This window comes from Cognatiyoonia sp. IB215446 (assembly GCF_033963825.1).
GTDB lineage: Bacteria > Pseudomonadota > Alphaproteobacteria > Rhodobacterales > Rhodobacteraceae > Yoonia.
Window position 1 is genome coordinate 663,841 of the sequence record NZ_JAXBMD010000001.1, and the last position, 26,906, is coordinate 690,746.

The window sequence follows — 26,906 nt, forward strand, 5'->3', positions numbered from 1 at the left end:
GATGACCAAACTCTACCGTCTGCTGACCGAGGATGACACCGCTGCCTTCTGCCACAAAGTGTCAGACGCCCTATCCAAAGGGTGGGAGCTTTATGGCGATCCGACTTACGCCTACGACCACGCGAATGGCGTGATGCGCTGCGGGCAGGCGGTCACCAAAGAGGTGGAGCAACCCTATTCGTCGGACATGAAGCTGGGCGACCAATGAGCAAGACAAATCCGGGTCGCTTCTTTGAGGATTACGCCGTTGGTGATGTGATCACCCATGCCGTGCCGCGTACGATTTCCGGCGGTGAACGAGCGATGTATCATGCGCTCTACCCTGCACGCGGGGCACTTTATTCTTCAGATGAATTTGCGCGTGCCTGCGGTCTGCCCGCTTCGCCGGTCGATGACCTGATCACGTTTCATACTGTGTTCGGCAAGAGTGTACCTGATATCTCGCTCAACGCCGTGGCCAATCTCGGCTATGCGGAGGGGCGGTGGCTGCGGCCCGTCTATGCGGGCGATACGCTCACGTCTGGGTCCGAGGTGATCGGGATCAAGCAAAACTCCAACGGGAAATCCGGGGTCGTTTGGGTGCGCACCGCAGGGCGCAATCAGCATGGTGAAGACGTCATGACCTATGTGCGCTGGGTGATGGTGCGCAAACGTGGCGAAGGCGAAGCGCCAGAGGCCGTGATCCCTACGCTCGCGGGTGCTGTGGCACCGGGCGATCTGGTGATTCCGGACGGGCTGTCTTTTGCGAACTACGACTTCACGCTGGCAGGAGAGCCGCACCGCTTGGGCGACTATCAAGTGGGCGAGATCATCGACCATGTGGACGGCGTGACCGTGGAAGAGGCCGAGCATATGCTGGCCACGCGTCTCTGGCAGAACACGGCGAAGGTGCATTTCGATGCCACGCATAGGCCCGATGGCAAACGGTTGATCTATGGCGGCCATGTCATCTCGCTCGCGCGGGCTTTGTCATTCAACGGGCTTGCCAATGCGCAGATGATTGTGGCGCTCAATGCGGGTGCCCATGCCAACCCCTGCTTTGCGGGCGACACGGTGCGTGCATGGTCAGAGGTCCTCGACATTGTCGAGACCAACGCGCCAGGCGTCGGCGCGATCCGCCTGCGCCTTGTGGCAACCAAGGGCGATGCCGGGGCGCTGCGCGGCGACGATGGCAAATACCTGCCTGACGTACTGCTCGATCTCGACTATTGGGCATTGATGCCCACATGATCGCGGCGAACTGGTGGGAAGAGCGCAAGCGCGCGCAGGGGGAGCAGGTCTTTCTGGACGCGCTGCGGGATTATGCGGGCGGTACGCTCGATGCAAAACGCCACGGCCTGATCGGTGCGCAGATCCTGTCAGTCCTGATCCTCGCCACGCCCTTTGCCGTGGCACTCGGTGGTGTGGCGTTGATACTCTCCACCCTGCCGTCCTGGGGCGGGGTGTTTTTCGGCGCGGTTTTGATCGTGGCGGGCTATGTCCTGCTCCCCGCGCGTTACTGCGTACCGAAAGATGCGTTGACGCGGGATGAGGCACCCATCCTGTTCGCTCAACTGGACAAGGTATCCGATGCATTGTCTGCACCTCGGATCAGCCATGTCGCGGTGACCGAGGAATTCAACGCCTTCGTTACGAACACAGGTGGCAAGACCGTTCTCGGGATTGGCGGCCTGCTGTGGGAGGCAGCATCGGCCAATGAAAAGCGCGCGCTTGTCGCCCATGAAATCGCGCATCTGGTTAACAATGACCCGGCGCGCGGACAGGTGATGAGCTACGCATTGGATACGCTGGCTCGGTGGGAGGATCTGGTTGCCCCGGATTGGTATGGCAATGTCTTTGCAGATATCGCATTGCTGCCGTTCCGATTGCTGATCGCCGCGTTGGAGCAGGCGCTGTTGCGGATGATGTTTTTGCAAAGCCAGCGCGCCGAGTACCTTGCGGACGCGCTTGCGGCGAAGGTCGCGGGGTCGGATGCGATTGCCAGCCTTTTGAATACATCGTCACTTGCAAGCATTCTTGAGACGGAGTGGAACAAGATACACGGGATGGCTGACGTGTCGGGCCGCGCGGTTCTGCGGCGGTTGGTTGTATGCCTGACGGACATGGACGCGCAGCGGCGCGCGACGCTTCTCGCGCAAAACGATCAAGAAAAACTCTCGGTCGACGTCACACATCCACCCAACGCCTATCGGCGTGCTTTCGTTGATACCGTCGCGCCTGATGAGGTGACACTTTCGCCTTCGCTTTTTAATGAGGAAGACCCTGCGCTCGACAAAGCGCTGCACAGAATAGGTGAGAAGCTCGCACTGCGATTTGACGCGCAATAGAAAGCGCGTTCGGCTCACATTGTTGTTGTTTGTCCTCCGTTCCATACCGCGTAGGGTGGCGGCTATGCGTGGGGCACTGTTGGCAGGTTTGATCGGGTGGGGCGGTTCAGTATCTGCCTGCGATGTTGCTTTGATGCTGGCGGTGGATGTCTCGGGCTCGGTCGATGCACGTGAATATCGTGTGCAGATGGATGGGCTTGCTGCAGCATTGATTGATCCGCCGATTGCGGACGCGCTGGTGGCAGGTCGGGCCAAAGTCGCGCTGATGCAATGGACCGGGTCGGGTCGGCAGACGGTTGTCATCAACTGGACAGAGATGACGTATCATGCTGATGTGGGCGCCTTTGCCGATCGGATCATTGCAGAGCCCCGATTGTGGCGGGACTATTCAACCGCCATTGGCGAGGCGATGGCGCTGTCGCTCAGCTACTTTGCTCAAGTCCCTGAATGTCTGCGCTATATCGTCGATATCTCCGGAGACGGCGAAAGCAATGAGGGGCGCGTGCCCTCTGCCACCTGGGCTGATCTGGAAAGGGCCGGCGTGACCGTGAATGCCTTGGTGATCGAGGAAAGCGTGCCGGGCCTCACTGGTTACTTCGAGCGAGAGGTGATCACTGGACCGGGTTCATTTGCGATTACCGCCAATCATTTTGACGATTATCCGGTGCAAATTCGGCGCAAACTTTATCGCGAGTTAACACAAGCCGTCGCACAAAGCGGGACGAGGTAGACGAAGGTGCAAAGTTCCATCACCCAATCAACTTGTATGCGGTCATATGTGATCACAGATTTTTCAGCTGTGATCACATAAGTGAAAATCCTTACAATCGCGACCATTTTTCGCGTTTCAGACCCATTCGGCCACGTGACTCTCGATATGGAATGGTGCACAAAATGCGCAAGCAACTGCCCGCCGAGGCAGCGCAAGCCAGCGAAGGGAACAGATATGGCTGATGTGAACAGGGGCAATCGCCCCCTCTCGCCGCACCTGACGGTTTATCGCCCGCAATGGACGTCAATGACCTCAATTCTCGTCCGGATCACCGGTAACGCAATGATCGTTGCGGGGCTGATGATTGTTTGGTGGTTCGTCGCCGCTGCTTCGGGACCAGAAGCATTTGCGACGGCAAACGGGTTCCTAACCAGCTGGTTTGGGGATTTGGTTCTGTTTCTGTCGGTTCTTGGGCTCTGGTATCATACACTGGGCGGATTGCGTCACCTTGTCTGGGACAGTGGCCGGATGCTGGATGTCGAAAGATCGGAAATGGCCGGGCAGATGATGATTGTCCTGTCCGTCCTTCTGACGATCTTCACGGTCATCGCGGTCTAAGGGGGCAAGAGAATGGCATTTCTGACAGATCGCAAGCGCGCCATGGGCCTCGGCTCGGCAAAAACCGGGACGGAGCATCATTGGCAGATGATGGTGACCTCGGTCGCACTTCTGGTGCTGATCCCGCTTTTTGTCTTCACATTCGGCTGGATCCTGGGCTCATCCTATGACGAGGTGATCGCTTATTATCAGCGCCCGTTCCCCGCTGTGGTTGCCATTCTGACGATGCTGGTCGGCTGGTTCCATTTCCGGCTGGGCGTGCAGACCCTTATCGAAGACTACGTGCATGGCCTTGCCCGCAAAGTTCTGATCATCGCGATGATTTGTGTGTCCTACGCCGCAGCCGCATTTGCCATTTTCGCAATCGTGCGCATCGCGCTTTAATACGTCCGGAGCAACCTCAATATGGCAGCTTATGAATACGAAACGCATACCTATGACGCGATTGTTGTAGGGGCAGGTGGCGCTGGTCTGCGTGCAACTCTGGGCCTGGCGGAGCAGGGCCTGCGGACGGCCTGCATCACCAAAGTGTTCCCGACGCGGTCGCACACCGTGGCCGCACAAGGCGGCATTGCCGCGTCACTCTCCAACATGGGTCCCGACCACTGGCAGTGGCACATGTATGACACGGTCAAGGGGTCGGATTGGCTCGGTGATACCGACGCGATGGAGTATCTGGCCCGCGAGGCACCCAAGGCTGTCTATGAGCTTGAACATTACGGCGTGCCGTTCAGCCGGACTGAAGAGGGAAAGATTTATCAGCGTCCTTTTGGCGGCCACACGACTGAATTTGGAGAAGGCCCCCCGGTGCAGCGCACATGTGCGGCTGCCGACCGGACCGGCCATGCGATCCTGCACACGCTCTATGGCCAGTCGCTGAAACAGCAGGCCGAGTTCTACATCGAGTACTTCGCGCTTGATCTGATCATGTCCGATGACGGCATCTGTCAGGGCGTGATTGCATGGAAGCTGGATGACGGCACCATGCATGTCTTCAATGCGAAGACGGTCGTGTTGGCCACGGGCGGCTACGGCCGCGCCTATTTTAGCGCAACCTCTGCCCATACCTGCACCGGTGACGGTGGCGGGATGGTCGCGCGTCAGGGCCTGCCTTTGCAGGACATGGAATTCGTGCAGTTCCATCCCACTGGCATCTACGGCGCCGGCTGCCTGATCACCGAAGGCGCGCGTGGCGAAGGCGGTTATCTCACCAACAAGGATGGCGAGCGCTTCATGGAGCGTTATGCGCCCAACTACAAAGACCTCGCGCCGCGTGATTATGTCAGCCGCTGCATGACGATGGAAATCCGCGAAGGGCGTGGAGTAGGCGCGGACGGCGACCACATCCACCTTAACCTCAACCACCTGCCGAAAGAGGCGCTGGCCGAGCGTTTGCCGGGTATCTCTGAGTCCGCCCGCATCTTTGCCGGTGTGGATGTGACTAAAGAGCCGATCCCTGTGCTGCCCACTGTGCATTACAACATGGGCGGCATCCCGACGAATTACATGGGCGAAGTGTTGAGTCCCACCAAGAAAGACCCGAATGCAATCGTGCCCGGCTTGATGGCCGTTGGCGAGGCCGGCTGTGCCTCGGTCCACGGTGCAAACCGGCTTGGTTCAAATAGCTTGATTGACCTCGTGGTCTTCGGGCGTGCCGCCGCCATTCAGGCGGGTCAGGTTGTCGACAAGGACGCGCCGAACCCGACGCTGAACCAGGCGTCAATTGATCAATGTTTCGACCGGTTCGATGCGCTGCGTCATGCTGACGGCACGACGGGCACGGCAGAGTTGCGGCTTGAAATGCAGCGCGCAATGCAAGAAGACGCCGCCGTCTTCCGCACTGACAAGACGCTCGGCGACGGCGTTAAGAAGATGACAGCGATTGCCGAGAAGATGGATGACCTGAAAGTCACCGACCGCAGTCTGGTCTGGAACAGCGACCTGATGGAGACGCTGGAACTGACCAACCTGATGCCCAATGCGCTAGCTACGATCGTGGGCGCCGAGGCACGCAAGGAAAGCCGCGGTGCCCACGCGCATGAGGATTATGACAGCCGTGATGATGAAAAGTGGCGTGTTCACACGATCACTCATATCGACGGCGCAAAGGTCAAACTCAGCTACCGGCCTGTGATCACCGCCGCATTAACGTCTGAAAAAGATGGCGGGATCAGTGAGGCCAAGATCGCACCAAAGGAACGGACATTCTGATGCGCATTCTGGCAATAACTGGCGTCACGCTGGCCCTAGCGGGGTGTATGCAGGATCTGGGTCCGGCGGGCGACACATTGGCCCGCGATGCGGCCAAAGGTGTGGTGAATTCGGTGGTACAAACACGCTTTCCCGGCGTGAATGCGGAGCCTTACACAGATTGCATCATCGATAATGCGACCGGATCGGAAATTCTCCAGATCGCAGAAGCAGCGATCGTCGGGACGACTCAAGCGACGACTGAACTCGTGGCAGACATTGCCGCGCGGCCTGAAACGGTGCGCTGCGCGGTGAATAACTCGCTTGCAATTCCTGGTCTGACACTCTGATGCGCGGAATTTTAGCGATCTGCGTGCTCCTGCTAGCGGCTTGTGAGAGCGAGCCACCCACACGCGAAGAGGCCGCGAACCGCTGTGAAGAACGCGCACGCGATGCGCAAGCACCGAATGTCGGTGTCAAAGTGGGCGCAAGCTCGAATGATGGCCCATTTGCGAGCGTTGATATCGGTGTCACGACCGACCTGCTGCGCGGACGTGACCCGTTGGAGGTCTATGAGGAATGTGTTTTCAATCTAACCGGCGAGCCGCCAATTCGACCCGCGCGTCTGCGGGCGCTGTAAGAGCTGTGATGGAAGGAATAGCAAGATGGTACAACTGACACTTCCAAAGAATTCGCGGATGACGGTCGGTAAAACCTGGCCAAAACCCGAAGACGCCACCAATCTGCGCAAAGTCCAGATTTATCGCTGGAATCCCGATGACGGCAAGAACCCGTCGCTGGATACCTATTTCGTCGACATGGACAGCTGCGGGCCGATGGTTCTGGACGCGCTCATCAAGATCAAGAACGAGATTGACCCGACCCTGACCTTCCGCCGCTCCTGCCGTGAGGGGATTTGCGGGTCCTGCGCGATGAATATCGACGGGATCAACACGCTCGCCTGTATTTACGGGATGGATGAGATCAAGGGGGATATCAAAATCTACCCGCTCCCGCATATGCCGGTGATCAAGGACCTGATCCCGGACCTGACCCATTTCTATGCGCAGCATGCCAGCATCATGCCATGGCTTGAGACCAAGACAAACCGCCCGGCGAAAGAGTGGAAGCAGTCGATTGAAGACCGCAAAAAGCTCGACGGTCTCTATGAATGCGTGATGTGCGCGTCCTGTTCGACCTCCTGCCCGTCTTATTGGTGGAACGGTGATCGGTATCTGGGGCCAGCAGCGCTCTTGCATGCCTATCGCTGGATTATCGACAGCCGGGATGAGGCGACGGGTGAGCGTCTGGACCAGCTCGAAGACCCGTTCAAGCTCTATCGCTGCCACACGATCATGAATTGCGCCAAGACTTGCCCCAAGGGTCTGAACCCCGCCAAGGCGATTGCGCATATCAAGGGCATGATGGTCGAACGCGTCGTCTAAGGGCACGACACCCGAACGGGCCGTAGAAACTTGGGGTGCACAAGCATGTGTTGCGTCCCATCGTTTTTCGGCGTGACATAGCGGCATGACAAACGACACCTCCCCGCCAGATGCCGCGGCGCGTCGCGCGGTGCAGCCGGTCATCTGCTACCCGACCGATACGCTCCCTACGCCTGACCTGCCGCTTTATCAGCGTGCACGTGCCACGGCGACGCCAACAGATCACGTTACCGTTCCGCCGCGCGATGCCGGCGCAATGCGCGTGCCCGCCGGGGCCTTTCTGCGCATCGCCTGCACCGAAGGCCCCCAAGTGGGCGATCTGAACCTGTTCAACGCCAACGACCTGTCCGAACGCTTCTATTCCGGCAAAACACGCGCGCTCCATGGCAGTCACGTTACAACCGGAGATCGGCTTTGGTCGTCCTTTCCCAGCCTGCGGCCCATGGCGACGATAACCCATGACAGCCTCGCCTGGTACGGCGCGGATGAATTTGGCGGCCGGGTCCATGATGTGATTGGCACAAGATGCGATCCTTATACAGGGCGCCTCTTGTCCGACGAGGACTACCACTATTGCTGCCATTCGAACCTGACGCGGGCCTTGGCGGATGATCAGAACATGTCGCTTGCCGAAGCTGAGCCCCACATTCACGACGTCCTCAACGTCTTCATGTGCACAGGCTTCACGCGGGACACGGGCCAGTACTTTATGAAGGCCAGCCCCGTGCGTGCGGGCGACTACATCGAACTGTTCGCCGAGATTGACTTGCTAGCAGTGTTAAGCGCCTGCCCCGGTGGTGATTGCGGGTCTGTGCATTCCAGCGACGAGGCCCGCTGCTTTCCTTTGGAAATGCAGGTGTTCCAACCCACAACCGAAGCACTTGCCGGATGGGAGCCGCCACAAGTCAACGCCTATGATCGCAGCCATGGCCGCTAGGCAAAGGCGGCACTCAGCGCAATCTCGATCATATCTCCAAAGGACCGCTCCCGGTCTTCGGCAGGCAAGGCCTCATGCGTCAGAAGGTGGTCGCTGACCGTCAGAACGGCAAGCGCCCGGCGCCCATGCCGCGCGGCAAGGTTGTAAAGCTCCGCCGCCTCCATCTCGACCCCGAGGATACCGTGGCGGACCATCTGTTCATTCAGATCGGGCCGCTCATCGTAAAAAACATCCGACGAATAGATCCCGCCCACATGGGTCGGCACGCCCTTATCCGCTGCAGCCTGGTACGCCGCGCTGAGCAAACCAAAATCCGCACAAGGCGCAAAGTTCAGCTCTTTGAAAATCCCACGCGACGGCGTTGAAAGCGTGCTCGCCGTCATTGCCAGGATCACGTCGCGGATTTTCACGTGTTCCTGCATGCCACCACAGGACCCGACGCGGATCAGCGTCTTCACATCATAATCCCGGATCAACTCATTGGCGTAGATTGAGAGCGACGGCATCCCCATGCCCGACCCCTGGATCGTCACGGGATGCCCGTTCCACGTGCCGGTAAAACCCAACATGCCCCGAACCTCGTTGATACAACGGGCATCCTGCAAAAACGTCTCAGCCGCCCATTTCGCGCGATAGGGATCGCCGGGCATCAAAACCGTTGGGGCAATCTCCCCCTTTTTGGCACCAATATGGATCGTCATTTCTGGCCTCCTGACGTGACAAAGCATGCGGCACGCGAACGCCGCCCAACGCTTTCTAGCGTCAATTCATCCGATAACCAAAAAAGGGGGAGGGTACTGTTTACTTCAGATTTCCATTGCGTCCGGCGAGGTGCCCGCCGCGATCGCTGCTTTGAACCATTCTGGTTGGCGTCCTTTGCCGGTCCAGGTCTGATCGCTATTCTCGGGGTTGCGATATTTTGGAACAGACGCTTTTTTGGGACCGGTCTTTGCCTTTCTTTTTGTCGGTGCGGGAACACCACCGGTAATGTCAGCAAGCGAAAAACCGTGGGCCGCTGCAGCTTTTTGTGCTGCGGCAAGAGCTGCTTTCTTGTCCTTCTCGGCGAGTTTCTCTAGCGCTTTTTCGACGTTGATCTTGAGCCTTTCCAGCTCTTTTCTTGTCATTGATTTTAGGTCAGGTTTCATATTGCGCTCCAGTTGATAGTATCTGGGCGCATATCACCAGTTCTTGGGATATGCATCCCAAAAACATGGGTACTCTAGACTAAAGTGCAAGTATTGGCGCTTATTCCGCCGCGACTTGTCGTGGATCAACGAGCGTAACGATATCTCCCATAATGACATTCAATTCGAAATCCTTCGGAGTGTACACTTTTGCAACCCCCATAGCACGTAATTTCTTGGCATCGTCATCGGGGATAATCCCGCCCGCAATGACAGGAATATGACTGACGCCTGCAGCACGCATTTTGTCCATCACATCACGGACCAACGGAATATGTGACCCCGATAAAATGGACAGGCCAATGACATGCGCCTTATTTTCGACCGCAGCCTGAACAATCTCATCCGGGGTGAGGCGAATGCCCTCGTAATCGATATCCATCCCGCAATCGCGCGCGCGAGCGGCAATTTGTTCGGCACCATTGGAGTGGCCATCAAGGCCAGGTTTGCCGACCAGGAATTTCAGGCGGCGGCCAAGGGCCGCGCTGACCAGATCAACCTGCTCGCGCAAATCCTCAAGCCCTTCGGTACGGTTTGACGGATTAGTGCTGACGCCGGTTGGGGCACGGTATTGCCCGAAAACGCTGCGGATCACGTCAGCCCATTCGCCTGTGGTCACGCCGGCGCGCGCGCACGCGATGGAAGGTGGCATAATATTGCTGCCGTCAATTGCTGCGGCGCGCAAAGCGGCCAGTGCCTCTTGCACCTCACCCTGATCGCGCCCGGATTTCCACGCTTGCAAACGACGCAATTGATCAGCCTCGGCCTCTGGGTCTGCGACCATAATTGCATCGTCGCCTGCGGTCAGCGGTGAAGGTTCACCAGCTTGCCATTTGTTGACGCCCACAACTGTTGTTTCGCCCTTCTCAATTCCCACAATGCGGGCTGCATTACTTTCAACGAGGCGCGATTTCATATAGGAGATTGCGCCCACCGCACCGCCCATCCCGTCAATCTGGGCCAATTCGGCGCGTGCACCTTCTTTCAGTGCCTCAACTTTGCGTTCAATCGCGGGATTGCCTTCAAAGAGGTCGTCGAATTCCAGCAGGTCCGTTTCATAGGCGAGGATTTGCTGCATGCGTAGCGACCATTGCTGATCCCAAGGGCGCGGCAGGCCGAGCGCCTCATTCCAGGCAGGCAATTGGACTGCGCGGGCACGTGCTTTTTTCGACAGCGTCACCGCGAGCGTTTCCAACAGAATACGGTAGACGTTGTTTTCCGGCTGCTGTTCGGTCAGTCCCAGCGAATTGACCTGCACACCATAGCGGAAACGGCGATATTTCGGGTCTTCAACGCCATAGCGGGTCTCACAAATCTCGTCCCACAATTCGACAAAGGCGCGCATCTTGCAAAGCTCGGTGACAAACCGAATGCCCGCATTCACGAAAAACGAAATACGGCCTACCATTGCCGGGAATTGCTCGGCCGAGACTTTGCCTTTTAAATCATCAAGGACTGCCGTTGCGGTTGCAAGTGCAAATGCCAATTCCTCTTCTGGTGTCGCGCCGGCCTCTTGCAAATGATAGGAGCACACATTCATTGGATTCCATTTTGGCAAATGCGCGCGGGTATAGGCCGCCACATCCGTAATCATGCGCAAAGACGGCTCCGGCGGGCAGATATAGGTGCCGCGCGACAGGTATTCCTTGATAATGTCATTCTGCACCGTGCCCTGCAGCGCGCTAATATCAGCACCCTGTTCCTCGGCCACGGCAATGTAAAGCGACAATAGCCAGGGGGCCGTCGCGTTGATGGTCATCGAGGTATTCATCTGATCAAGCGGGATCTGATCAAAAAGGGCATGCATGTCGCCGAGATGGCTTACGGGCACGCCAACCTTGCCCACCTCACCCTTGGCCAAGACATGATCGCTGTCGTAACCCGTCTGGGTCGGCAGATCGAAGGCCACGGAAAGCCCCGTTTGTCCCTTGGCCAGATTGCCCCGGTAAAGCGCGTTTGAGGCAGCGGCGGTTGAATGCCCGGCATAGGTCCGAAACAGCCAGGGGCGGTCTTTCTGTGTCTGGGACATGCGAGCACTCCTCGAATCTGTCTGCGCAATTTTATTACGTTACGCTTCCGTTATAGGTAATGAAGTGGCGCTGTCAATTCGCTGCGTTGCGGCATAAGAAACGTTATCAGGCCGGGTCCATCAGGGCCTGTCCGCGATTTCCATTGGCAATCATCGGTGTTTTGATACGCTTTCGCCATGACACAGCCTATTACCATGCCGCTTTGGGCATTTGTTCTTGTCTTGCTTTTTGCGGCTGTGACCTTTGCATCGCATTTTCTGTTCCCATCTGTGCGCTGGTTCTTTCGTAAACGGGCCGAACGGGCCATCGCGCGATTGAATGAAAGGCTGCAGCGCCCAATTGAACCCTTCAAGCTCGCCCGTCGCTACGACATGATCCAACGCCTCAGCTATGATCCAGAGGTGACACAGGCAGTCGTGGAATATGCTCGCAAAGAGCAGGTGCCCGAAAACGTGGCCTTTGAGAAGGCACAGCAATATGCCCGCGAGATCGTTCCCTCATTCTCCGCCACGGCATACTTCAGCGTTGGTATTCGGTTGGCGCGCTGGCTGTCGAAGTCGCTTTACCGGATCAGACTGGATAGCTTTGATCGCAAAGCTCTCGCCGATATTGATCCGCAAGCTGCTGTCATCTTTGTCATGAACCACCGCAGTAACATGGACTACGTTCTTGTGACCTATCTTGCTGCGAATGCGGGTGCGCTTTCCTATGCGGTTGGCGAATGGGCGCGGGTTTGGCCGTTGTCGCCGTTGATACGGGCTATGGGCGCCTACTTCATTCGCCGCAAGTCGCGCGGTGCTCTCTATCGAAAAGTACTGGCGCGTTACGTGCAGATGGCAACGCGCGGCGGGGTGAGCCAAGCGGTCTTCCCTGAAGGTGGACTTAGCCTTGATGGTAAACTCGCGCCCCCGCGTATGGGTCTTTTGAGCTATGTGATCGAGGATTTCGACCCGGAAGCCCGTGAGGTCATCTTTATCCCAGTGGCCCTGAACTACGACCGCGTTCTGGAGGACACGATCCTGATAGCGGCAGACAAATCCGGGCAGCGCCGCTTTCAACCGCCGCTTCTCAACGTGCTTCGGCGGGTCAGTCGCCATTTTCTACAACGCCTGACGGGACGTTTTCGTGGATTTGGCACGGCCTCCGTCAGCTTTGGTGAGCCTTTGAAACTGTCCGCATTTAAACCCGATGCGAAGGATGACCTCACCGAAGCAGTAGCGACGGAATTAATGCATCGTATTTCGGAAGTGACGCCTGTTCTGGGTGTGCCACTTGTCGCGGGGCATCTTTTGGCGTCCGACAAGGCCACTGCCGCTGCATTAGAGCAGGCGGTCACGGCTTCTATCGCCGATTTGACTGACCGAAATCGGCCTAAGCCGCGCCGCAAGGCCAACGAGATCGTCCGCGACGCGCTGCAGCGGATGAAAGCGCGCAAACTCATTGCGCAGTCCGGTGATCAGTTCACCGTGACCGTCAAGGGCCGGGACGTTCTGCCGTTCTATGCCAATTCCATTGCGCATCATTTTTCTGCCCCTGCAAAGGGTTTGGTGGAAAATGCTGCGGCTGCTGAGTAATTAAATTACAAATATGTATCAAAATTGGTTGCAATGTTACCAATGCACCATATAACGAAGCCACAGCGCACCCGATTCTGCGGTGCAGCAGGACATGGATAACGCATAATGGAGACGACGATGGCCCTCGATCAAACTGCCCATGGCGCCACCTACAACGCGCGGCAAAAGGACCTTTATGAGGTTGGTGAGATGCCTCCGCTGGGCCATGTGCCCGCGCAGATGCACGCTTGGACCATCCGGCGCGAGCGTCATGGCGAACCCGACAAGGCATTTGAGATCGAGGTTGTCGATTGCCCCAAGCCCGACAGTAATGAGGTCCTGGTGCTCGTCATGGCGGCAGGGGTCAACTACAATGGCGTCTGGGCCGGGCTTGGTGTGCCGATTAGCCCATTCGACGTCCATGGTGCCGATTTCCACATCGCGGGTTCCGACGCATCCGGCATTGTCTGGGCCGTGGGTGACAAGGTCAAGCGTTGGAAAGTGGGGGATGAGGTTGTCATCCATTGCAACCAGGACGATGGCGATGATGAACACTGTAATGGTGGCGATCCGATGTTCTCGGACAGCCAGCGGATTTGGGGTTACGAGACGCCTGACGGCTCGTTTGCGCAGTTTACTTGCGTGCAATCGCAGCAGCTGATGCCGCGCCCTCAGCACCTGACCTGGGAAGAAAGTGCTTGCTACACGCTGACATTGGCGACGGCCTATCGGATGCTCTTTGGGCATGAACCCCATGATTTGAAGCCGGGGCAGAACGTACTGGTCTGGGGCGCATCCGGCGGCTTGGGCTCTTACGCGATCCAGTTGATCAACACCGCCGGTGCGAACGCGATTGGTGTGATCAGCGACGAAAGCAAGCGTGAATTTGTTGAGTCGCTGGGAGCGAAAGGCGTCATCAACCGAAAGGACTTCAATTGCTGGGGCCAGTTGCCGACCGTCAATACGCCCGAATACAACACTTGGCTGAAAGAGGCGCGAAAGTTCGGCAAGGCCATCTGGGACATCACCGGTAAGGGCGTGAATGTCGACATGGTGTTCGAACACCCAGGTGAAGCGACATTCCCCGTCTCATCACTGGTCTGCAAGAAAGGCGGCATGGTTGTCATTTGCGCAGGCACCACAGGGTTTAACTGCACCTTTGATGTCCGTTACATGTGGATGCACCAGAAGCGCCTGCAGGGCAGCCATTTTGCGCATCTTAAGCAGGCTAGCGCTGCCAATCAACTTATGATCGAACGCCGCCTTGATCCTTGCATGTCAGAGGTGTTCGGTTGGCAGGATATTCCCGCCGCGCATACCAAAATGCGCAAAAATGAACATAAGCCGGGTAACATGGCGGTTCTTGTGCAGGCGCCCATTACAGGCCTACGGACCTTCGAAGATACTCTTGAGGCTTCACAAAATAGATAGCGAGAAATGACACCTGATCGCCCCTTTACGACCGGTTTCTTCCGTTTGGGGCGATCGCTGTGGGCTTGCACCCACACACTAACGAATAGTGATGCTTGACCATTCGAGGTAGGTTTTTAGTCGTTCTTGGCAGGATCACTCCAAACTTTTGACGCGACTTGGTGGGCGCGCGTTGCACAAGCCGAGCGCTTGAGGAGACCCGCAGGATATCGGGGCCATTTCCATTTTGATCGGGGTATCTGGCCCGACGTGATGGCCCCGACGGGTCCGCCGCCATTCCCATCGCCGCACTTGATCCGCCCCACAGTGCGGCGTCTCCTGCGGTCCCCGCGCTTCATGGGTCCGGGTCCGCAAAATCGTCATGGCCAAATAAGGCCGTCAGGACGCAGAGGCCTCCGTTTCAGTGATCTTTTCGAATGCTGGCAAGAACTCTTCGTGATGCAGGGACAGATATCGCCTGACCCTCTCACAGCTCATCAGTTTAGAGATGTATCCGCGTGCCAGTACCAGATCGAGATGGTCCGCGCCGTAGCTGTCTTCGACAAGGCGGACTTCTCGTTCCAGGTTGGTGGACTCGCGTTCCATCAACTCGAGTTGCTCACGCGAAAGCCCTTTGATCTTCTTCGGTGTGGCCGCGGACATCAGCAGGTTTTCTGGTGTCGCTGCCAAAAGAGACCGGGCGTAGTTGATGGTGAATTTGTTCATGGCGACCATCAGCTGTGCCGCCTCGATCTGGCGCATGGGTTTCATCTTCTTGAGGATCTGAAAGCTGGTCAGCGCAACCTGTTTGTCTTTCAGAAGCTCGGCTGCTTCGTCGCAGATACCGTCGAGCAAGCGACGCTTCTCTTTGATGGTCTTGATATTGACGTTCAGCGCACTGGCTAGGCGCTCCTCGGGGACGCCCAACGACAGCGCACGCAGGATCATTTTGTGTTCCTGAATGGTCGCAAGACGATTGATCCGCTTGTTGTACGTGAAAGCTTCATCATCAGTCGAAATCAAGCATTGCGTCTCGGTATGGCCATGATCTTTCAGGACCTCCAGCCGCAAGTGGCCATCCAGCAATGTGTATTGTCCTGCTTCATGTCGGTCCGGCACCACCACGATGGGTTCAACAAGGCCGATTTCGTGAACGGATGCGGCGATCTGTTTGTACTTGGTGCTCGCCTTCTTTTGCGGGGTGACAATGTAAAGTGGGGCGATCTGATTAAAGCGAACCGTCAGTAGCTCTCGCTCAAAGGCAGCGACGACCTCTTTTTCGGCTGAGGTTGTGGTCATGTCGGTGCACTTTCGGGGTGCGAGAGCCGATCGGCAATCGTCTTTGGCAGGCTGGCCAATCCTTCAGCACGCAGCAGCGTGACGAAGTTCTCGTCGGCCATCAGGGCCTTGAGCGATTGCAGCAGAAAGAGCATTTCGCTTCGTGTTGCATGCGCCTTCCGCAAGAGCATCTTCTTCTTTTCGACATCGTTCTCATAGGTCTTCAGTAGACTCTCAACAGACATGCTTTTCCGTGAACGGCCATCGGATGTTGCTTGCCCCTTACCGTGCTTTTGGCGCGCTTCGACTAGGCGCTTTGCACGCAGAAGTCTTCCACCTCTTAGGAGCTTTTTCTCATAAGCTTGCCTCAGAATCGTCTGAACACCGACGTCGTCCGCATCAGCGATATCGACAGCAACGCTCACCGGGATCTTTCCACTTTCGACCGCGCGCAACAGACGGTGTTCTTGACCCTCCAACAACTTGATGACGCCTTGCACATATTTGGCGGAAAGCTGTGTTTTGGCCGCGATCTCTCGTTCCGGATAGCCGCTTTCCTTGAGCCGTCGAATATCCCTCAGCAAATCGAGCGAATGGTGCTGACGGCGCGCCAGGTTTTCGACGAGGCTCATCACCAAACAGTCTTCGCTGCTTGCGCTGATCACGATCGCTGGAATCTCGGATTTGCCGAGCGCTTTGAACGCCTCCATGCGCCCCTGGCCACACACCAACTCATATTTTGGTTCGTCCCCACCTTCAGTTTCGCGCACCGCAACTGTGATCGGCCGCTTGAGCCCAAGTTCAGCGATATTGGCCTTGATCTCTTCGAAAACCTTTTGGTTGCGAACCCTCGGATTAACGACGGTGATCGCATCGATCGGAACAAGTACCGTCTGTTTGACATCGGTGTCGCTCATCAAGCCACTTCCAGAAGCGGTGCGCGCGCCGCCATTGCGAAGAAATGTGACAAATCATCGAAACGGAATGCGTCAAGTGACAGGCCATTGTTCTTCGACAGACGTAGCTTGGATTGGGTCATGTCGAAGGTTGGCAGCAAATAGTAGTCCAGTGGCAGTTCATTCATCTTTCCCATCCGCACGACGATCGTCATATTGGGCAAGCGCCCGGTATCGAGGCGAATGTTCCATCGAAACGCACCAGCGCCGGTCTGCATGCAACGGGCAATGACGATGGACACTGTGAACTCGTCATTGATCGTGAGGATGTCGGTTTGTGGATCGCGATCAGCCAGTCCACCGACGGCTTCAACGCCAGAAATGGCGTCACATATGATATCGGCATGGATGTCCCGCAGGCGTTTGTTGATTTCAATATAGCGATAATCCCGGTCCGGTTTGAAACCGACAAGACTATAGGCCCGCAGTAGGCTTCCAAACCGGCTTTGAAACGCGCCACTTGACGGCAAGCCAGCGGCTTCATTGATCACAAAACCAGAGAGAAATCCGTGTTGTTCCAGCGTTTCTTTCAGACCTTCAAGCATTTCCTCGTCCGACATCCGTTGAGAGCGTGCGCCTATAATGGCGCGCGCAGCCTCGAAAAGGTCTGTACTGACGATGGCTTCAAAGGCATTAACCGCGCGGATCCAATTGCTCGGATCATTGCGGACATGACGCTTCTTCAGCTTGAATGAGTTTCGGTTCCAGATGTTGTTGCCGATATACTTTTCGTTGGTCAGGATTTGCCGCACGACGGTTGGCGTCCAGCTCCGATCCAGATCTGTCTTAATTCCGCGCGCATTGAGGTTCGCGGCGATTTCGGCCTCGGATCGACCGTCGTGCACAAAACTCTGGAAAATCTGGTTTACAACAGCGATCTCTTCGTAAGGTCCCGGGACGAGCGTCACGCGATCGGTTTGAATGCTCTTATGTTCACCGCGGGACAGGATGCCTTTCGCGTTGCCCGCTTCATCAATCAGCATGCGCCTCAAGCCAAATCCCGGCGCACCACCTTGACGGTAGCCCAGTTCAATCAAGCGGCATTGACCCGCAAAGACCTTCTGAGAGAGCTCGCGGCTATATTCACCTGCCATTGCTCGTTTGACGCCTTTGACAATGGTGGAAACCGGGCTGCCATCGTTTTCGAACTGTTCGGCGCAGTATTCGACTGAAATGCCCGCGCGCTTGCAAGCATACTCGTAGTAGGCGCTTTCATCCGCATCTTGAAAACGACCCCAGCGGCTGACGTCGTAGACCAAAACGGTCTTGAAGTCGGCGTGGCCGTTTTCAATATCGTCAATCAACTGCGTAAGGCCAGCGCGGCCTTGAATGCGCAGACCACTCTTTCCCGCATCTGAATAGGTCTTTATGATCTGATACCTACGCTCATCGGCGTATCGCCGGATCGCATCCGCCTGATTTTCAGTGGAGTAGCGCTGATGCTCGGTCGACATGCGCACGTATTGCGCTGCCTTGCGGCGACTATCCTTCTCACAATCATCATCTAGCCAACTCAATGCTGCGGCTCTCCATCATCTAAATTCGCAAACCTGCGCGGGATCTTTGCGATTCCTCTCTCAATCTTAACGAGAGAGGGGCGGAAACATGTTGCATAAAAAGGGCAACTCGTTTCATCGAGAATGCGACGGGCGTGTTTCTGCGTCAGAATATCGACAGGCAATCAGCGCAGCGCTGACGCAAGAACTTGGCGGTGCAGGCAGGGCCGCGAAAGCAGCCATGCGATGGACCGGAGCAAGCGAGCGAACGGTGAAGAACTGGATATCTGGCTCCTACGGACCAACAGCCGAACATATGATCGAACTGATGAGGCATTCGGACACCATACTGAACGTGGTCTTGGGGCTTGCCGGGAGGCAGGAAGCCATGACGACGGAACGTATTCGGGCCGCACGAGATGAACTAGCTGAAGTCCTTGAAAAGCTTGATCTTCTGTGTGGGTCTCAAGATGACAAATAGCCAATTCTTATGAGCTCACGGCGTTTCCAGTGGAGGAAAAGCTCTATCGAACAAGAAAAAACGTTTTTCATAGCTAGACTGCAGACCTGGTCAAAATCAAGCAGATAGTATCCTGAAAGGGGAAAGGTTTCGTGAAAACTCACAGATAATTTTTCAACAGCTTGGCGGGACGTGGCACATGGTTGCTGCGCCCCTTCTTGTTTGCCCGGCAGGATGGGTGCGTCGATAAGCAGCATGTCTACCCACTATTTTTGGGGGGTCGGAACCTGTGAGTAAAATGCTAAGATGCATGGTGCTACTATAGGTTGTTAAGAAATCATTAACGATTATTAGAGAGACTGGTAAATGGGACATGATTGGATAATTGATGTTCTCGCAGATCTGAAATCATTTGCGAGTACAAATGACCTGCCGCAGTTGGCGGAGCACTTGGAAGAGACTGCTCTGGCAGCACGACAAGAGATCGATGGTAAGGTGGAAAAACCGTCCCGCACGATGCGAGGTGACGGTGCTGGAGATAGATACTTTTTTGCGAGCGCTGGAGCAGGCCGACGCGCTTGATAAAATCCAAAACCTCATCGTTGGGTTACGTGACGCCTTTGAAGTCGATCACGTTGTCTATCACTGGGTCAGCGCCGATGGCGAGCAATATGGGTTTGGGACGTACGATCCAGCTTGGGCGCAACGTTACCAGGATCAGGAGTATCTGCGCGTCGATCCAGTGATTATCGGCTGTTTCCAGCGTTTCCACCCAGTGGATTGGAACCGTCTTGACTGGTCATCCAAGGCGGCGCGCGAATTCCGAAAAGAGGCGATTGAGTATGGAGTGGGAAACCAAGGGTACTCCATTCCGATCCGTGGGCCAAATGGGCAGCTCGCGCTCTTTACCGCATCGCACTCCACGGATGATGAGACTTGGGCCGAATTCACGGCGAAGCATCAGCGCAATTGGATCCTGATCGCCCACTACCTCAACCAAAAGGCGCTCCAGCTTGAAAAAGGCCGCGCGCCGGACCCAGTACGCGCGCTCAGCCCGCGTGAAACCGACGCGCTCACCTACCTCGGCATGGGCTATAGCCGTGGCCAAGTGGCCGATTTGTTGAAAATCTCTGAACACACGCTACGTGCCTATATTGAAAGCGCGCGGTTTAAACTCGGTGCGCTGAACACGACCCATGCGGTTGCGCGCGCGACCAGCGAGGGTCTCATCATTATCGGCGGCGCCGCGCGCGCTGCATCTGGTGGGTGGCCCGGTCGCGAAGAGGACGACAAACCGCATAAGAGCGCAGCGAGTTAACAAAAGGTTAATCGCGCGGGCGGCGCATTAACCATTGGTGTCGTGCCACATTTTACCCTGATCGCATTAGCGTTGTTAGAAGGGTAATCAGATGCTGCGTTACATTTATGGAAATGATCTCACCAACTATCCTGTTTTGCAGGACAGCATGCACCGGGACCGTGCTGCGCAATTTGCGGACCGCCTGAAATGGGCTGTTCACGTCGACGAAAACGGCTGGGAGCGGGATGAGTATGATGCGCTCAATCCGCTCTACGTGATCTGGGAAAATCCAGATGGTACGCATGGCGGCTCAATGCGCTTTCTGCCGACGACGGAACAGACCATGGTGAATGATCATTTCAGTGCCTTGCTGAATGGCGTGGACATTTGCAGCCCGTTTATCTGGGAATGCACGCGTTTTGTACTTGGGCAGGGCGCCAATTCGCGGGTCGCGGCCGCAATGATGCTGGCAGGCGGCGAATTGATGCGGGCATTCTCCTTGACGCATCTTCTGGGTGTGTTCGACCCGCGCATGGTGCGCATTTACTCCATGATCGGTGCCTCGCCCGAGGTTCTGGGCAGTTCTGGTGAGGGCCGTGACAAGATCAGTGTCGGCCTGTGGCCCTATCGGCCCGAAGACCGCATCCGCGTCCTCAAACGGGCTGGACTGTCATCAGAGATTTCCGAACACTGGTTCAGCCGCTCCTTCGGTCATCCGATCCGCGACATGCAAAAGGTCGCCTGACGCTCTGGTCGTGCCGCGACGGGCCGGATAGTGTCGCGGCATGAACGCACCCCAGATCACATTCTCCGATGACCAGGCAGAGGCCTGGGACAATGTGGCGCTTGCCATGCGCCAATCCGGGATTGATCTGGATGACGCGCTGCTGCAGCCGCCGCAATCGGACACGACTTCGGTTCTGGCGGTGGTGGGCAAGGCGGGGTCGGGCAAAACGATGCTGCTCGCCAAGCTATACCAGGCACTGGATGAGGCAGGCGTCGATGTCATTTCCGGCGATTGGGAAGGGCGCAAGCGCAAGGATCGCCGGACCCTGGCCATTCTCGCACCGACCAACAAGGCGGCGAGTGTCTTGCGCAATCGCGGTGTGCCTGCGACGACAATCCACCGTATCCTTTATACCCCAGTCTATGACCCCGAATACGAAAAGGTGGCCGAATGGCTGGCCGGGCAGGGGGACAAGCCGGAGATTGAGGGGCTGACCGAAATGGCGCTGGACCGCGCCTTTGCCTCTTACCAATCCAACAAATCGATCCCGGCGGCTTTGGCCGCCGCGGGCCTGCGCGGGTCTGATTTCATCACTGGCTGGAAACGCCGGGAAGAGCCGCTGGATATCGGGTTTGTCGACGAAAGCTCCATGCTCGATGAAAAGCAGTTTGAAGACCTGCAAGAGATATTTCCGACGCTGCTTTTATTCGGCGACCCGGCGCAATTGCCGCCGGTTCAATCGTCAGGGGGCATGGTGTTTGAAACTCTGCCGGAAAAGCGTGTCCTGACCCTCAGCCGTATTCACCGGCAGGATGCAGGTAATCCGATCCTTGATCTGGCCCATGCCCTGGCCGACCCGCAGCTTGATTTCTATGGGTTTGAGCGGATGGTGGAGGATGCCGCCAAGACCGATGACCGCGTCGTGATGGCGCAGCGGGTGGAGGCCGATCTGATGGCCCGCTCCCCCTGTCTGGTTTGGCGCAACGCCACGCGGATCCGCCTAATCCACGCGTTTCGGGCTGCCTTTGGTGCGCCGGATGATGAGTTGCTGGCAGGTGAGCCGTTGATTTGTGACGGTATCGAGCTGCCGCTGAAGCATCGCAAGAAACGCCTTGATCTGGAGGCGCGGGGTCTGATCAAGGGCGCGCAGGTGATCTACCTTGGGCCGGGGCGTAAGCCCGGATTCTCGCGTCTGCATGTAATGGGGGCAGAAGATCCTCAGGTGAGTGCGGCGAGCATTGTGAAGATCGAACAGGAGAGCGATGAAGAGCCCTTTATCCCGTTCGCTGCGCGGATGGGGGCCACGTTTCTGCATGGGGCTGCCGTGACAATCCACAAGGCGCAAGGATCACAATGGGATACGGTGCAGGTCTTTGCGCCGGACATTTACGCGGCTTCGCGCATGGGACGGGTTGAAGCAGGGCAGCCTTTGTGGAAGCGACTTGCCTATGTTGCGATCACGCGGGCCGAGACACAGTTGCGCTGGGTCGTGCGCAACCGCTTGGCGCGCCCGACGGGCGCTTTGCGGGTGGACGATCTGGAAGTGCCCGCAGCGCCGCTTGAATTGAAAAGTGAAGAGATATGAAAAGCATCATCATCACCGGTGCCAGCAGCGGGATTGGCCGTGTGACGGCGGAGCATTTTCTGCAGGAAGGCTGGCGCGTTGGTCTGATCGCGCGCAGGGCGGAGCCACTGAAGGAGATGGCTCACGCTAATGCCGTGCCGCTCCCCTGCGATGTGACAGACGAGGCTGCTATCGATGCGGCTTTTGACGCGTTCGGGCGGTTGGACGTTCTTTTCAACAATGCGGGGATGTTCGGGCCGCAGACAACGATTGATCAGGTCGCACTGACCGATTGGCAACAGGTTGTGGATGTGAACCTGACGGGCATGTTCCTCTGCGCCCGGGCGGCGTTTCGTGTGATGCGCAGTCAGAACCCGCAAGGGGGGCGGATCATCAATAACGGCTCAATCTCGGCCCATACGCCGCGGGAAGGCTCGGTTTGCTATACGACAACAAAGCATGGGGTTTCGGGGCTGACGAAGACATTATCGCTCGATGGCAGGCCTTTTGATATCGCTTGCGGACAGATCGATATCGGCAATGCGCGCACCGATCTTGTAAAGAACCTTGAAAAGACGCGCGCCGCACAAGGTCTTGAGCCTTTGCCGAGCATGGCGGTCGAGGACGTGGCACGCGCCGTGTTTCACATGGCCTCGCTGCCGCCAGAGGCGAATGTACAGAACATGATGATCATGGCGACCAAGATGCCGCATATCGGGCGGGGTTAGCGGCGCAGCAGTGAAAACGCTGCCGATGCGCCCCAGCCCGCTGCGATTGCGATGGCGAGTGACATCAGCCCGTAAAGAAACGCATTGTCGTGGGCGAGGTTGTAGAGCCATCGTTCCAGGCCAACCTTACGCACAGGGATGTAGGTGATGTATTCGTCAATGACTTTGCCATCGCGGGTCAGGAAAATATGCGCCTCGTACTCGCCCTCGGTGAGGTTGGCGGGTAGACTGATCGCGGTGCGAAACAGCGTTTCCTGTTCCAAATCCACCGCCCCTTCGAGCACCTGATAAAGCTCTTCGCCGGCGCGGATACGGATCAGCGCGCGGGTAAAGGATGCGCTGTCTTCAACGACTGCACCGACAGACCGGATCACGCGGGGGATCGTGATGCCATAGCGTAGGTCTTCGACATCCTTGAGCACCTCGCGCATCGGTGCACTGGTCGCGACTGCGTAGAAAGACGGAGCGGCGTCCACCTCAACTTCATCAGTGTTAACCCAGATACCCAGCCGCTTGTCCTTACGCCGGACAATGACTGGTTCATTTGGCCCCATCACCGTGACGATCACGCCGAGATCACTTTCATCGGGGATCGGCGCCTCACGTTTGATGGCGCCAAAGACCAGAATGTCAGAGCCTTCGAAAGTTGCCGTAATCGCCACCTGATCGCGGCTGAGGCCCAGTACAATTTCCTCGGCCTTGGCGGGTAGGGCCAGCAAGATGAAGAGCGCGAAGAGACGTATCATGAATGCCCGCCTTCGCCCAAGCTATAGAGTTCTGCTGGTTGAACCAAAAGGTCAAAGGCCAGCTTGCCGCAGACGGCCAGCACCATCAGCGCCAGCAGAATGCGCAGTTGCTCGGCCTTCATCTTGACCCCGATCCGCGTGCCGATCTGGGCGCCGATCACGCCACCGACTAGTAAAAGAACCGCCAGAACTACGTCGACTGTGTAGTTCGTCGTGGCATGCAGCATCGTGGTGAAGGCCGTCACAAAGATGATCTGGAACAGCGATGTCCCGACAACCACCTTGGTCGGCATGCCCAACAGATAGATCATCGCAGGCACCATGATGAAACCGCCGCCGACGCCCATGATTGCAGCGAGGACACCGACAAGCACACCGACCATCAGCGGGGGAATGACCGAGATGTAAAGGCCTGACACCCGGAACTTCATTTTGAGGGGCAGGTTGTGGACCCAGTTATGCTTGCGCCTTGTTGGCGGTGCGGTGCCGCCTGCCTTGCCTGCCCGACGGATCGCCTTGAGGCTTTCGAAAAACATCAGCGTGCCGATCATGCCCAGAAAGACGACGTAACAGAGCTGAACCAGGAGTTCCACTTGGCCCAGGGATTTGAGGTAATTGAACAGCACTATCCCCAGGCCCGATCCAACAAGGCCGCCTATGAGCAAAACCGTTCCCATCTTGAGATCGACGGTTTTGCGTTTGAGATGGGCCAGAACCCCTGAGAATGAGGATGCTACGATCTGGTTGGCCTCCGTCGCGACGGCCACAGCAGGTGGGATGCCGATAAAAAAGAGGAGCGGCGTCATTAGAAAGCCACCGCCAACCCCGAACATGCCCGACAAGATGCCCACAATCCCACCTAGCCCGAGTAACAGGAACGCGTTCACCGAAACCTCGGCGATGGGAAGGTAAATCTGCATGAACTGATCCGGGCGCTTGTGCCCCTGTGCGCTACAAGAAAACGCTTTCAGTGCATCGTGTCAAATGGCTGGGCGGCGATTATGCTGCAGATGCAGAAATTCCGCCACGTGGACGTATGGGTGAGCCTAAATTGGACTTATGTTTGCGCCTGCAGGAACCCGCGTAGGACCTTTTCCAGCTTGGCTGCACCAATGGGCGCCATCGCCTTGGTATGATCGTGGCTGATCGCCTCATCGCTCAAGCCCGCGGCCATGTTCGTGATAGTTGAGATGGCGGCGGCCTTGAGGCCAAGAAACCGCGCGAGGATCACTTCGGGGACGGTGGACATGCCAACCGCATCGGCACCCAGCATGGCGATGGCCTTGATCTCGGCCGGGGTCTCAAAAGATGGGCCGGAATACCAGGCGTAGACGCCTTCGGCCATCTCGACCTCTGCCGTCTTGGCCGCTTGATGTAGCACACTGCGTAGGGCAGGGTCGTAGGCGTCTTTCATGGGCACAAAGCGCGCATCAGTTGGTTCACCGATCAACGGGTTCAGTCCGGAAAAGTTGATGTGATCGGTCAGGCACATGATCGACCCGGTTGGCATGTCGGTCTGCATCGATCCAGCCGCATTTGTCGCGATCACGGCTTCGGCGCCGAGTTCCTTGAGCACCTCCAACGGCAACCGCATCGCATCAGCGCGCCCGTGTTCGTAGTAGTGCGACCGTCCGCCAAAGACAGCGACGCGTACCCCTTCCAGATCGCCGATCACGAGGTTGGGGTTGTGACCCGACACGCCCGCATGTGGAAAGCCAGGAAGGTCGCCATAGGGGATCGCGATGCCGTTCACCGTATCGGCGATGTGTCCTAGACCAGAGCCCAAGATCAGCCCAAAGCGCACGGGCGCATCGCCCGCAACCCCCTTGATCTGGGCCGCGAGCGTTTCAGCGTTCTTTGACATAAGGCTCCCCCCCGGCGCGCGGCGGGATCGCCTTGCCCACAAAACCGGCCAGGATCACGACGGTCAGGATGTAGGGCAGTACATCCAAAAGCTGGCCATTGACCTGGAAGCCCAGCACACCTTCGACCACGTCCGCCCGCAGTGACATCGCCTGCAGGAACCCAAAGAGAAGGCAGGCATAAAGTGCGTACCAAGGGCGCCATTTGGCGAAGATCAGCGCGGCGAGTGCGATAAAGCCGCGCCCGGCGCTCATGTCTTTCACGAAACCCGCCTGCAGAGCGGTGGCGAGATAAGCCCCGGCAAGACCGCAAAGCACGCCGCAGATGCCCACTGCCGCAAAGCGTAACCAGATGACCGAGACGCCAGCGGTATCAACAGCGGCGGGGTTTTCTCCAACAGCGCGCAAGCGCAGGCCAAAGCGGGTGCGGAACAGGACCCACCATGTGAGCGGCACTGTCAGAAGCGCGAGGTAAATAAGGATTGTGTGGCCGGAAATCAGTTCGGCATAGACGGGGCCGAAAAACGGGACGTCGCTGAGCGCATCAGCAAAGGGCAGTTCAATCGGGTTAAAGCGCGCATCCCCGCTCAGTTGCGGGGTTCGCCCGCCCTGGCGAAACCAGCTTTGCGCGATGACAACCGTCAGGCCCGCGGCCAGAAAGTTGATGGCGACCCCGGAAATCAGTTGGTTGCCGCGAAAAGTGATTGAGGCGAGGCCGTGTACGACCGACAGGATCAGCGATGCGCCAATCCCGGCCAAAAGGCCCAACCAGACGCTGCCTGACACGGCAGCTATCGCAGCCGACAGAAATGCCGCGGCCAGCATTTTCCCTTCCAACCCGATATCAAAGATACCGGCCCGCTCTGAAAAGAGGCCCGCGAGGCAGGCCAGAAGTAGCGGGGTTGCCAGACGCAACGTGGCGTCCAGCATCTGTAGAAGGGTCGCAAAGTCCATCTAGGCGGCTTTCTCCATCAGGAAGGGGAAGAGGGCGAAAAAGCGTTCGGCCACTTCGGGGTTGCGCCGCAAGGCATCTTCGGCCTCTGCCTGCGTGATGTCATTGGCCTGCGTGCGGTCGCGCCGCATGAAGAATTGCAGCCCCAGCATCGCGTCGAACCGATCATCGGTGATGAAGGGATCATGCGGGATGCGGCGCATCACCGCCTCGTTCGGGCGAAAGACGTTGGCCCTGTTCTTGACCGCCAGTAGCGCGATCAAATGGGGTGGCACATCATTGCCGGGGATGTTTTCGATCACCATGTGGATCCATTGGTGGAACTCCTCCATTGTGATCATGCCAAGGGCCAGACAACTGAGCACAAAGCCCAGATCTGCCCCTGTGTCATCCTCGACACCGATTTTGAGTGGTCCTGCCATTATCAT

General features: G+C 57.2%; 30 protein-coding genes. 18 read left to right on the top strand and 12 right to left on the bottom strand.

What is annotated here, in order from left to right:
- Nucleotide 1 precedes the first annotated feature (1 nt).
- The 11 genes from SLH49_RS03305 to SLH49_RS03355 all read left to right on the top strand — a co-directional run bounded on the left by SLH49_RS03305 (nucleotide 2) and on the right by SLH49_RS03355 (nucleotide 8,229).
- Complete coding sequence (locus SLH49_RS03305) at nucleotides 2-208, top strand: DUF1737 domain-containing protein (RefSeq protein ID WP_320267744.1); 207 nt, start codon at nucleotides 2-4, stop codon at nucleotides 206-208.
- Nucleotides 205-1,230 (top strand): MaoC family dehydratase, encoded by a 1,026-nt coding sequence (locus SLH49_RS03310; protein ID WP_320267745.1) that lies wholly within the window; start codon nucleotides 205-207, stop codon nucleotides 1,228-1,230. Before SLH49_RS03305 ends, SLH49_RS03310 begins: the two co-directional genes overlap by 4 nt.
- Nucleotides 1,227-2,327, top strand: coding sequence for a M48 family metallopeptidase (locus SLH49_RS03315; protein ID WP_320267746.1), 1,101 nt, complete (start codon nucleotides 1,227-1,229; stop codon nucleotides 2,325-2,327). Before SLH49_RS03310 ends, SLH49_RS03315 begins: the two co-directional genes overlap by 4 nt.
- A gap of 64 nt (nucleotides 2,328-2,391) precedes the next feature.
- A complete protein-coding gene (locus SLH49_RS03320) occupies nucleotides 2,392-3,057 on the top strand; it encodes a DUF1194 domain-containing protein (protein ID WP_320267747.1) in 666 nt (221 codons plus the stop codon).
- A gap of 216 nt (nucleotides 3,058-3,273) precedes the next feature.
- Entirely contained in the window at nucleotides 3,274-3,657 is a 384-nt protein-coding gene (sdhC, locus tag SLH49_RS03325) for a succinate dehydrogenase, cytochrome b556 subunit (RefSeq protein ID WP_320267748.1), read from the top strand.
- A 12-nt stretch (nucleotides 3,658-3,669) separates the two neighbouring features.
- Nucleotides 3,670-4,041 carry a succinate dehydrogenase, hydrophobic membrane anchor protein gene (gene sdhD, locus SLH49_RS03330; protein WP_320267749.1) on the top strand — a complete coding sequence of 124 codons (372 nt, stop codon included), beginning with the start codon at nucleotides 3,670-3,672 and terminating at the stop codon, nucleotides 4,039-4,041.
- A gap of 21 nt (nucleotides 4,042-4,062) precedes the next feature.
- Nucleotides 4,063-5,868, top strand: a complete 1,806-nt coding sequence (gene sdhA, locus SLH49_RS03335; RefSeq protein WP_320267750.1) for a succinate dehydrogenase flavoprotein subunit — start codon at nucleotides 4,063-4,065, stop codon at nucleotides 5,866-5,868.
- Nucleotides 5,868-6,197: a succinate dehydrogenase gene (locus SLH49_RS03340; protein ID WP_320267751.1), complete on the top strand. Its 330-nt coding sequence runs from the start codon at nucleotides 5,868-5,870 to the stop codon at nucleotides 6,195-6,197. The genes sdhA and SLH49_RS03340 overlap by 1 nt, the downstream gene beginning before the upstream one ends.
- Entirely contained in the window at nucleotides 6,197-6,487 is a 291-nt protein-coding gene (locus SLH49_RS03345; protein ID WP_320238329.1) for a hypothetical protein, read from the top strand. Before SLH49_RS03340 ends, SLH49_RS03345 begins: the two co-directional genes overlap by 1 nt.
- A 25-nt stretch (nucleotides 6,488-6,512) precedes the next feature.
- Nucleotides 6,513-7,292 (top strand): succinate dehydrogenase iron-sulfur subunit, encoded by a 780-nt coding sequence (locus SLH49_RS03350; protein WP_320267752.1) that lies wholly within the window; start codon nucleotides 6,513-6,515, stop codon nucleotides 7,290-7,292.
- Nucleotides 7,293-7,377: 85 nt separating this feature from the next.
- On the top strand, nucleotides 7,378-8,229 hold the full coding sequence (locus SLH49_RS03355) for an urea carboxylase-associated family protein (protein WP_320267753.1): 852 nt from the start codon (nucleotides 7,378-7,380) through the stop codon (nucleotides 8,227-8,229).
- Here the strand turns inward: SLH49_RS03355 and deoD are convergent.
- The 3 genes from deoD to SLH49_RS03370 all read right to left on the bottom strand — a co-directional run bounded on the left by deoD (nucleotide 8,226) and on the right by SLH49_RS03370 (nucleotide 11,442).
- Complete coding sequence (gene deoD / locus SLH49_RS03360) at nucleotides 8,226-8,930, bottom strand: purine-nucleoside phosphorylase (RefSeq protein WP_320267754.1); 705 nt, start codon at nucleotides 8,928-8,930, stop codon at nucleotides 8,226-8,228. The genes SLH49_RS03355 and deoD overlap by 4 nt on opposite strands.
- A 105-nt stretch (nucleotides 8,931-9,035) precedes the next feature.
- Nucleotides 9,036-9,374: an H-NS histone family protein gene (locus tag SLH49_RS03365; protein WP_320267755.1), complete on the bottom strand. Its 339-nt coding sequence runs from the start codon at nucleotides 9,372-9,374 to the stop codon at nucleotides 9,036-9,038.
- Between the two features lie 100 nt (nucleotides 9,375-9,474).
- Nucleotides 9,475-11,442, bottom strand: coding sequence for a protein meaA (locus SLH49_RS03370; RefSeq protein ID WP_320267756.1), 1,968 nt, complete (start codon nucleotides 11,440-11,442; stop codon nucleotides 9,475-9,477).
- 177 nt (nucleotides 11,443-11,619) lie between these two features.
- Between SLH49_RS03370 and SLH49_RS03375 the strand changes: the two genes are divergently transcribed.
- Together SLH49_RS03375 and ccrA are read left to right on the top strand one after the other, a co-directional pair.
- A complete protein-coding gene (locus SLH49_RS03375) occupies nucleotides 11,620-13,017 on the top strand; it encodes a 1-acyl-sn-glycerol-3-phosphate acyltransferase (RefSeq protein WP_320267757.1) in 1,398 nt (465 codons plus the stop codon).
- 120 nt (nucleotides 13,018-13,137) lie between these two features.
- Nucleotides 13,138-14,430: a crotonyl-CoA carboxylase/reductase gene (gene ccrA, locus SLH49_RS03380; protein WP_320267758.1), complete on the top strand. Its 1,293-nt coding sequence runs from the start codon at nucleotides 13,138-13,140 to the stop codon at nucleotides 14,428-14,430.
- 378 nt (nucleotides 14,431-14,808) lie between these two features.
- Here ccrA and SLH49_RS03385 read toward each other — a convergent pair whose 3' ends face one another.
- The 3 genes from SLH49_RS03385 to SLH49_RS03395 are packed head-to-tail and all read right to left on the bottom strand — an operon-like array spanning nucleotide 14,809 to nucleotide 18,103.
- Nucleotides 14,809-15,708: a plasmid partitioning protein RepB C-terminal domain-containing protein gene (locus tag SLH49_RS03385; RefSeq protein ID WP_320267759.1), complete on the bottom strand. Its 900-nt coding sequence runs from the start codon at nucleotides 15,706-15,708 to the stop codon at nucleotides 14,809-14,811.
- The gene (locus SLH49_RS03390) at nucleotides 15,705-16,604 is read right to left on the bottom strand and encodes a plasmid partitioning protein RepB C-terminal domain-containing protein (protein WP_320267760.1); all 900 of its coding nucleotides are present in this window, start codon (nucleotides 16,602-16,604) and stop codon (nucleotides 15,705-15,707) included. The genes SLH49_RS03385 and SLH49_RS03390 overlap by 4 nt, the downstream gene beginning before the upstream one ends.
- A complete protein-coding gene (locus SLH49_RS03395; protein ID WP_320268507.1) occupies nucleotides 16,604-18,103 on the bottom strand; it encodes a recombinase family protein in 1,500 nt (499 codons plus the stop codon). Before SLH49_RS03395 ends, SLH49_RS03390 begins: the two co-directional genes overlap by 1 nt.
- A 145-nt stretch (nucleotides 18,104-18,248) precedes the next feature.
- Between SLH49_RS03395 and SLH49_RS03400 the strand changes: the two genes are divergently transcribed.
- Complete coding sequence (locus SLH49_RS03400) at nucleotides 18,249-18,620, top strand: XRE family transcriptional regulator (protein WP_320267761.1); 372 nt, start codon at nucleotides 18,249-18,251, stop codon at nucleotides 18,618-18,620.
- Here the strand turns inward: SLH49_RS03400 and SLH49_RS03405 are convergent.
- On the bottom strand, nucleotides 18,605-18,856 hold the full coding sequence (locus tag SLH49_RS03405) for a hypothetical protein (RefSeq protein ID WP_320267762.1): 252 nt from the start codon (nucleotides 18,854-18,856) through the stop codon (nucleotides 18,605-18,607). The genes SLH49_RS03400 and SLH49_RS03405 overlap by 16 nt on opposite strands.
- Nucleotides 18,857-19,086: 230 nt before the next feature.
- On the opposite strand from SLH49_RS03405, the gene SLH49_RS03410 reads away from it, so the two are divergent.
- The 4 genes from SLH49_RS03410 to SLH49_RS03425 all read left to right on the top strand — a co-directional run bounded on the left by SLH49_RS03410 (nucleotide 19,087) and on the right by SLH49_RS03425 (nucleotide 22,918).
- Nucleotides 19,087-19,917, top strand: coding sequence for a helix-turn-helix transcriptional regulator (locus SLH49_RS03410; protein WP_320267763.1), 831 nt, complete (start codon nucleotides 19,087-19,089; stop codon nucleotides 19,915-19,917).
- Nucleotides 19,918-20,008: 91 nt separating this feature from the next.
- Entirely contained in the window at nucleotides 20,009-20,644 is a 636-nt protein-coding gene (locus SLH49_RS03415; protein ID WP_320267764.1) for an acyl-homoserine-lactone synthase, read from the top strand.
- Nucleotides 20,645-20,684: 40 nt separating this feature from the next.
- Nucleotides 20,685-22,211: an ATP-dependent DNA helicase gene (locus tag SLH49_RS03420; RefSeq protein WP_320267765.1), complete on the top strand. Its 1,527-nt coding sequence runs from the start codon at nucleotides 20,685-20,687 to the stop codon at nucleotides 22,209-22,211.
- On the top strand, nucleotides 22,208-22,918 hold the full coding sequence (locus SLH49_RS03425) for an SDR family oxidoreductase (RefSeq protein ID WP_320267766.1): 711 nt from the start codon (nucleotides 22,208-22,210) through the stop codon (nucleotides 22,916-22,918). Before SLH49_RS03420 ends, SLH49_RS03425 begins: the two co-directional genes overlap by 4 nt.
- Here the strand turns inward: SLH49_RS03425 and SLH49_RS03430 are convergent.
- From SLH49_RS03430 to SLH49_RS03450, 5 genes are all read right to left on the bottom strand, one after another.
- A complete protein-coding gene (locus SLH49_RS03430) occupies nucleotides 22,915-23,664 on the bottom strand; it encodes a TIGR02186 family protein (protein ID WP_320267767.1) in 750 nt (249 codons plus the stop codon). The genes SLH49_RS03425 and SLH49_RS03430 overlap by 4 nt on opposite strands.
- Nucleotides 23,661-24,584 (bottom strand): sulfite exporter TauE/SafE family protein, encoded by a 924-nt coding sequence (locus SLH49_RS03435; protein WP_320267768.1) that lies wholly within the window; start codon nucleotides 24,582-24,584, stop codon nucleotides 23,661-23,663. Before SLH49_RS03435 ends, SLH49_RS03430 begins: the two co-directional genes overlap by 4 nt.
- A 137-nt stretch (nucleotides 24,585-24,721) precedes the next feature.
- Nucleotides 24,722-25,528, bottom strand: a complete 807-nt coding sequence (locus SLH49_RS03440) for a purine-nucleoside phosphorylase (RefSeq protein WP_320267769.1) — start codon at nucleotides 25,526-25,528, stop codon at nucleotides 24,722-24,724.
- A complete protein-coding gene (locus tag SLH49_RS03445; protein ID WP_320267770.1) occupies nucleotides 25,512-26,480 on the bottom strand; it encodes an ABC transporter permease in 969 nt (322 codons plus the stop codon). The genes SLH49_RS03440 and SLH49_RS03445 overlap by 17 nt, the downstream gene beginning before the upstream one ends.
- A complete protein-coding gene (locus tag SLH49_RS03450; protein ID WP_320267771.1) occupies nucleotides 26,481-26,900 on the bottom strand; it encodes a hypothetical protein in 420 nt (139 codons plus the stop codon).
- Nucleotides 26,901-26,906: the final 6 nt, after the last annotated feature.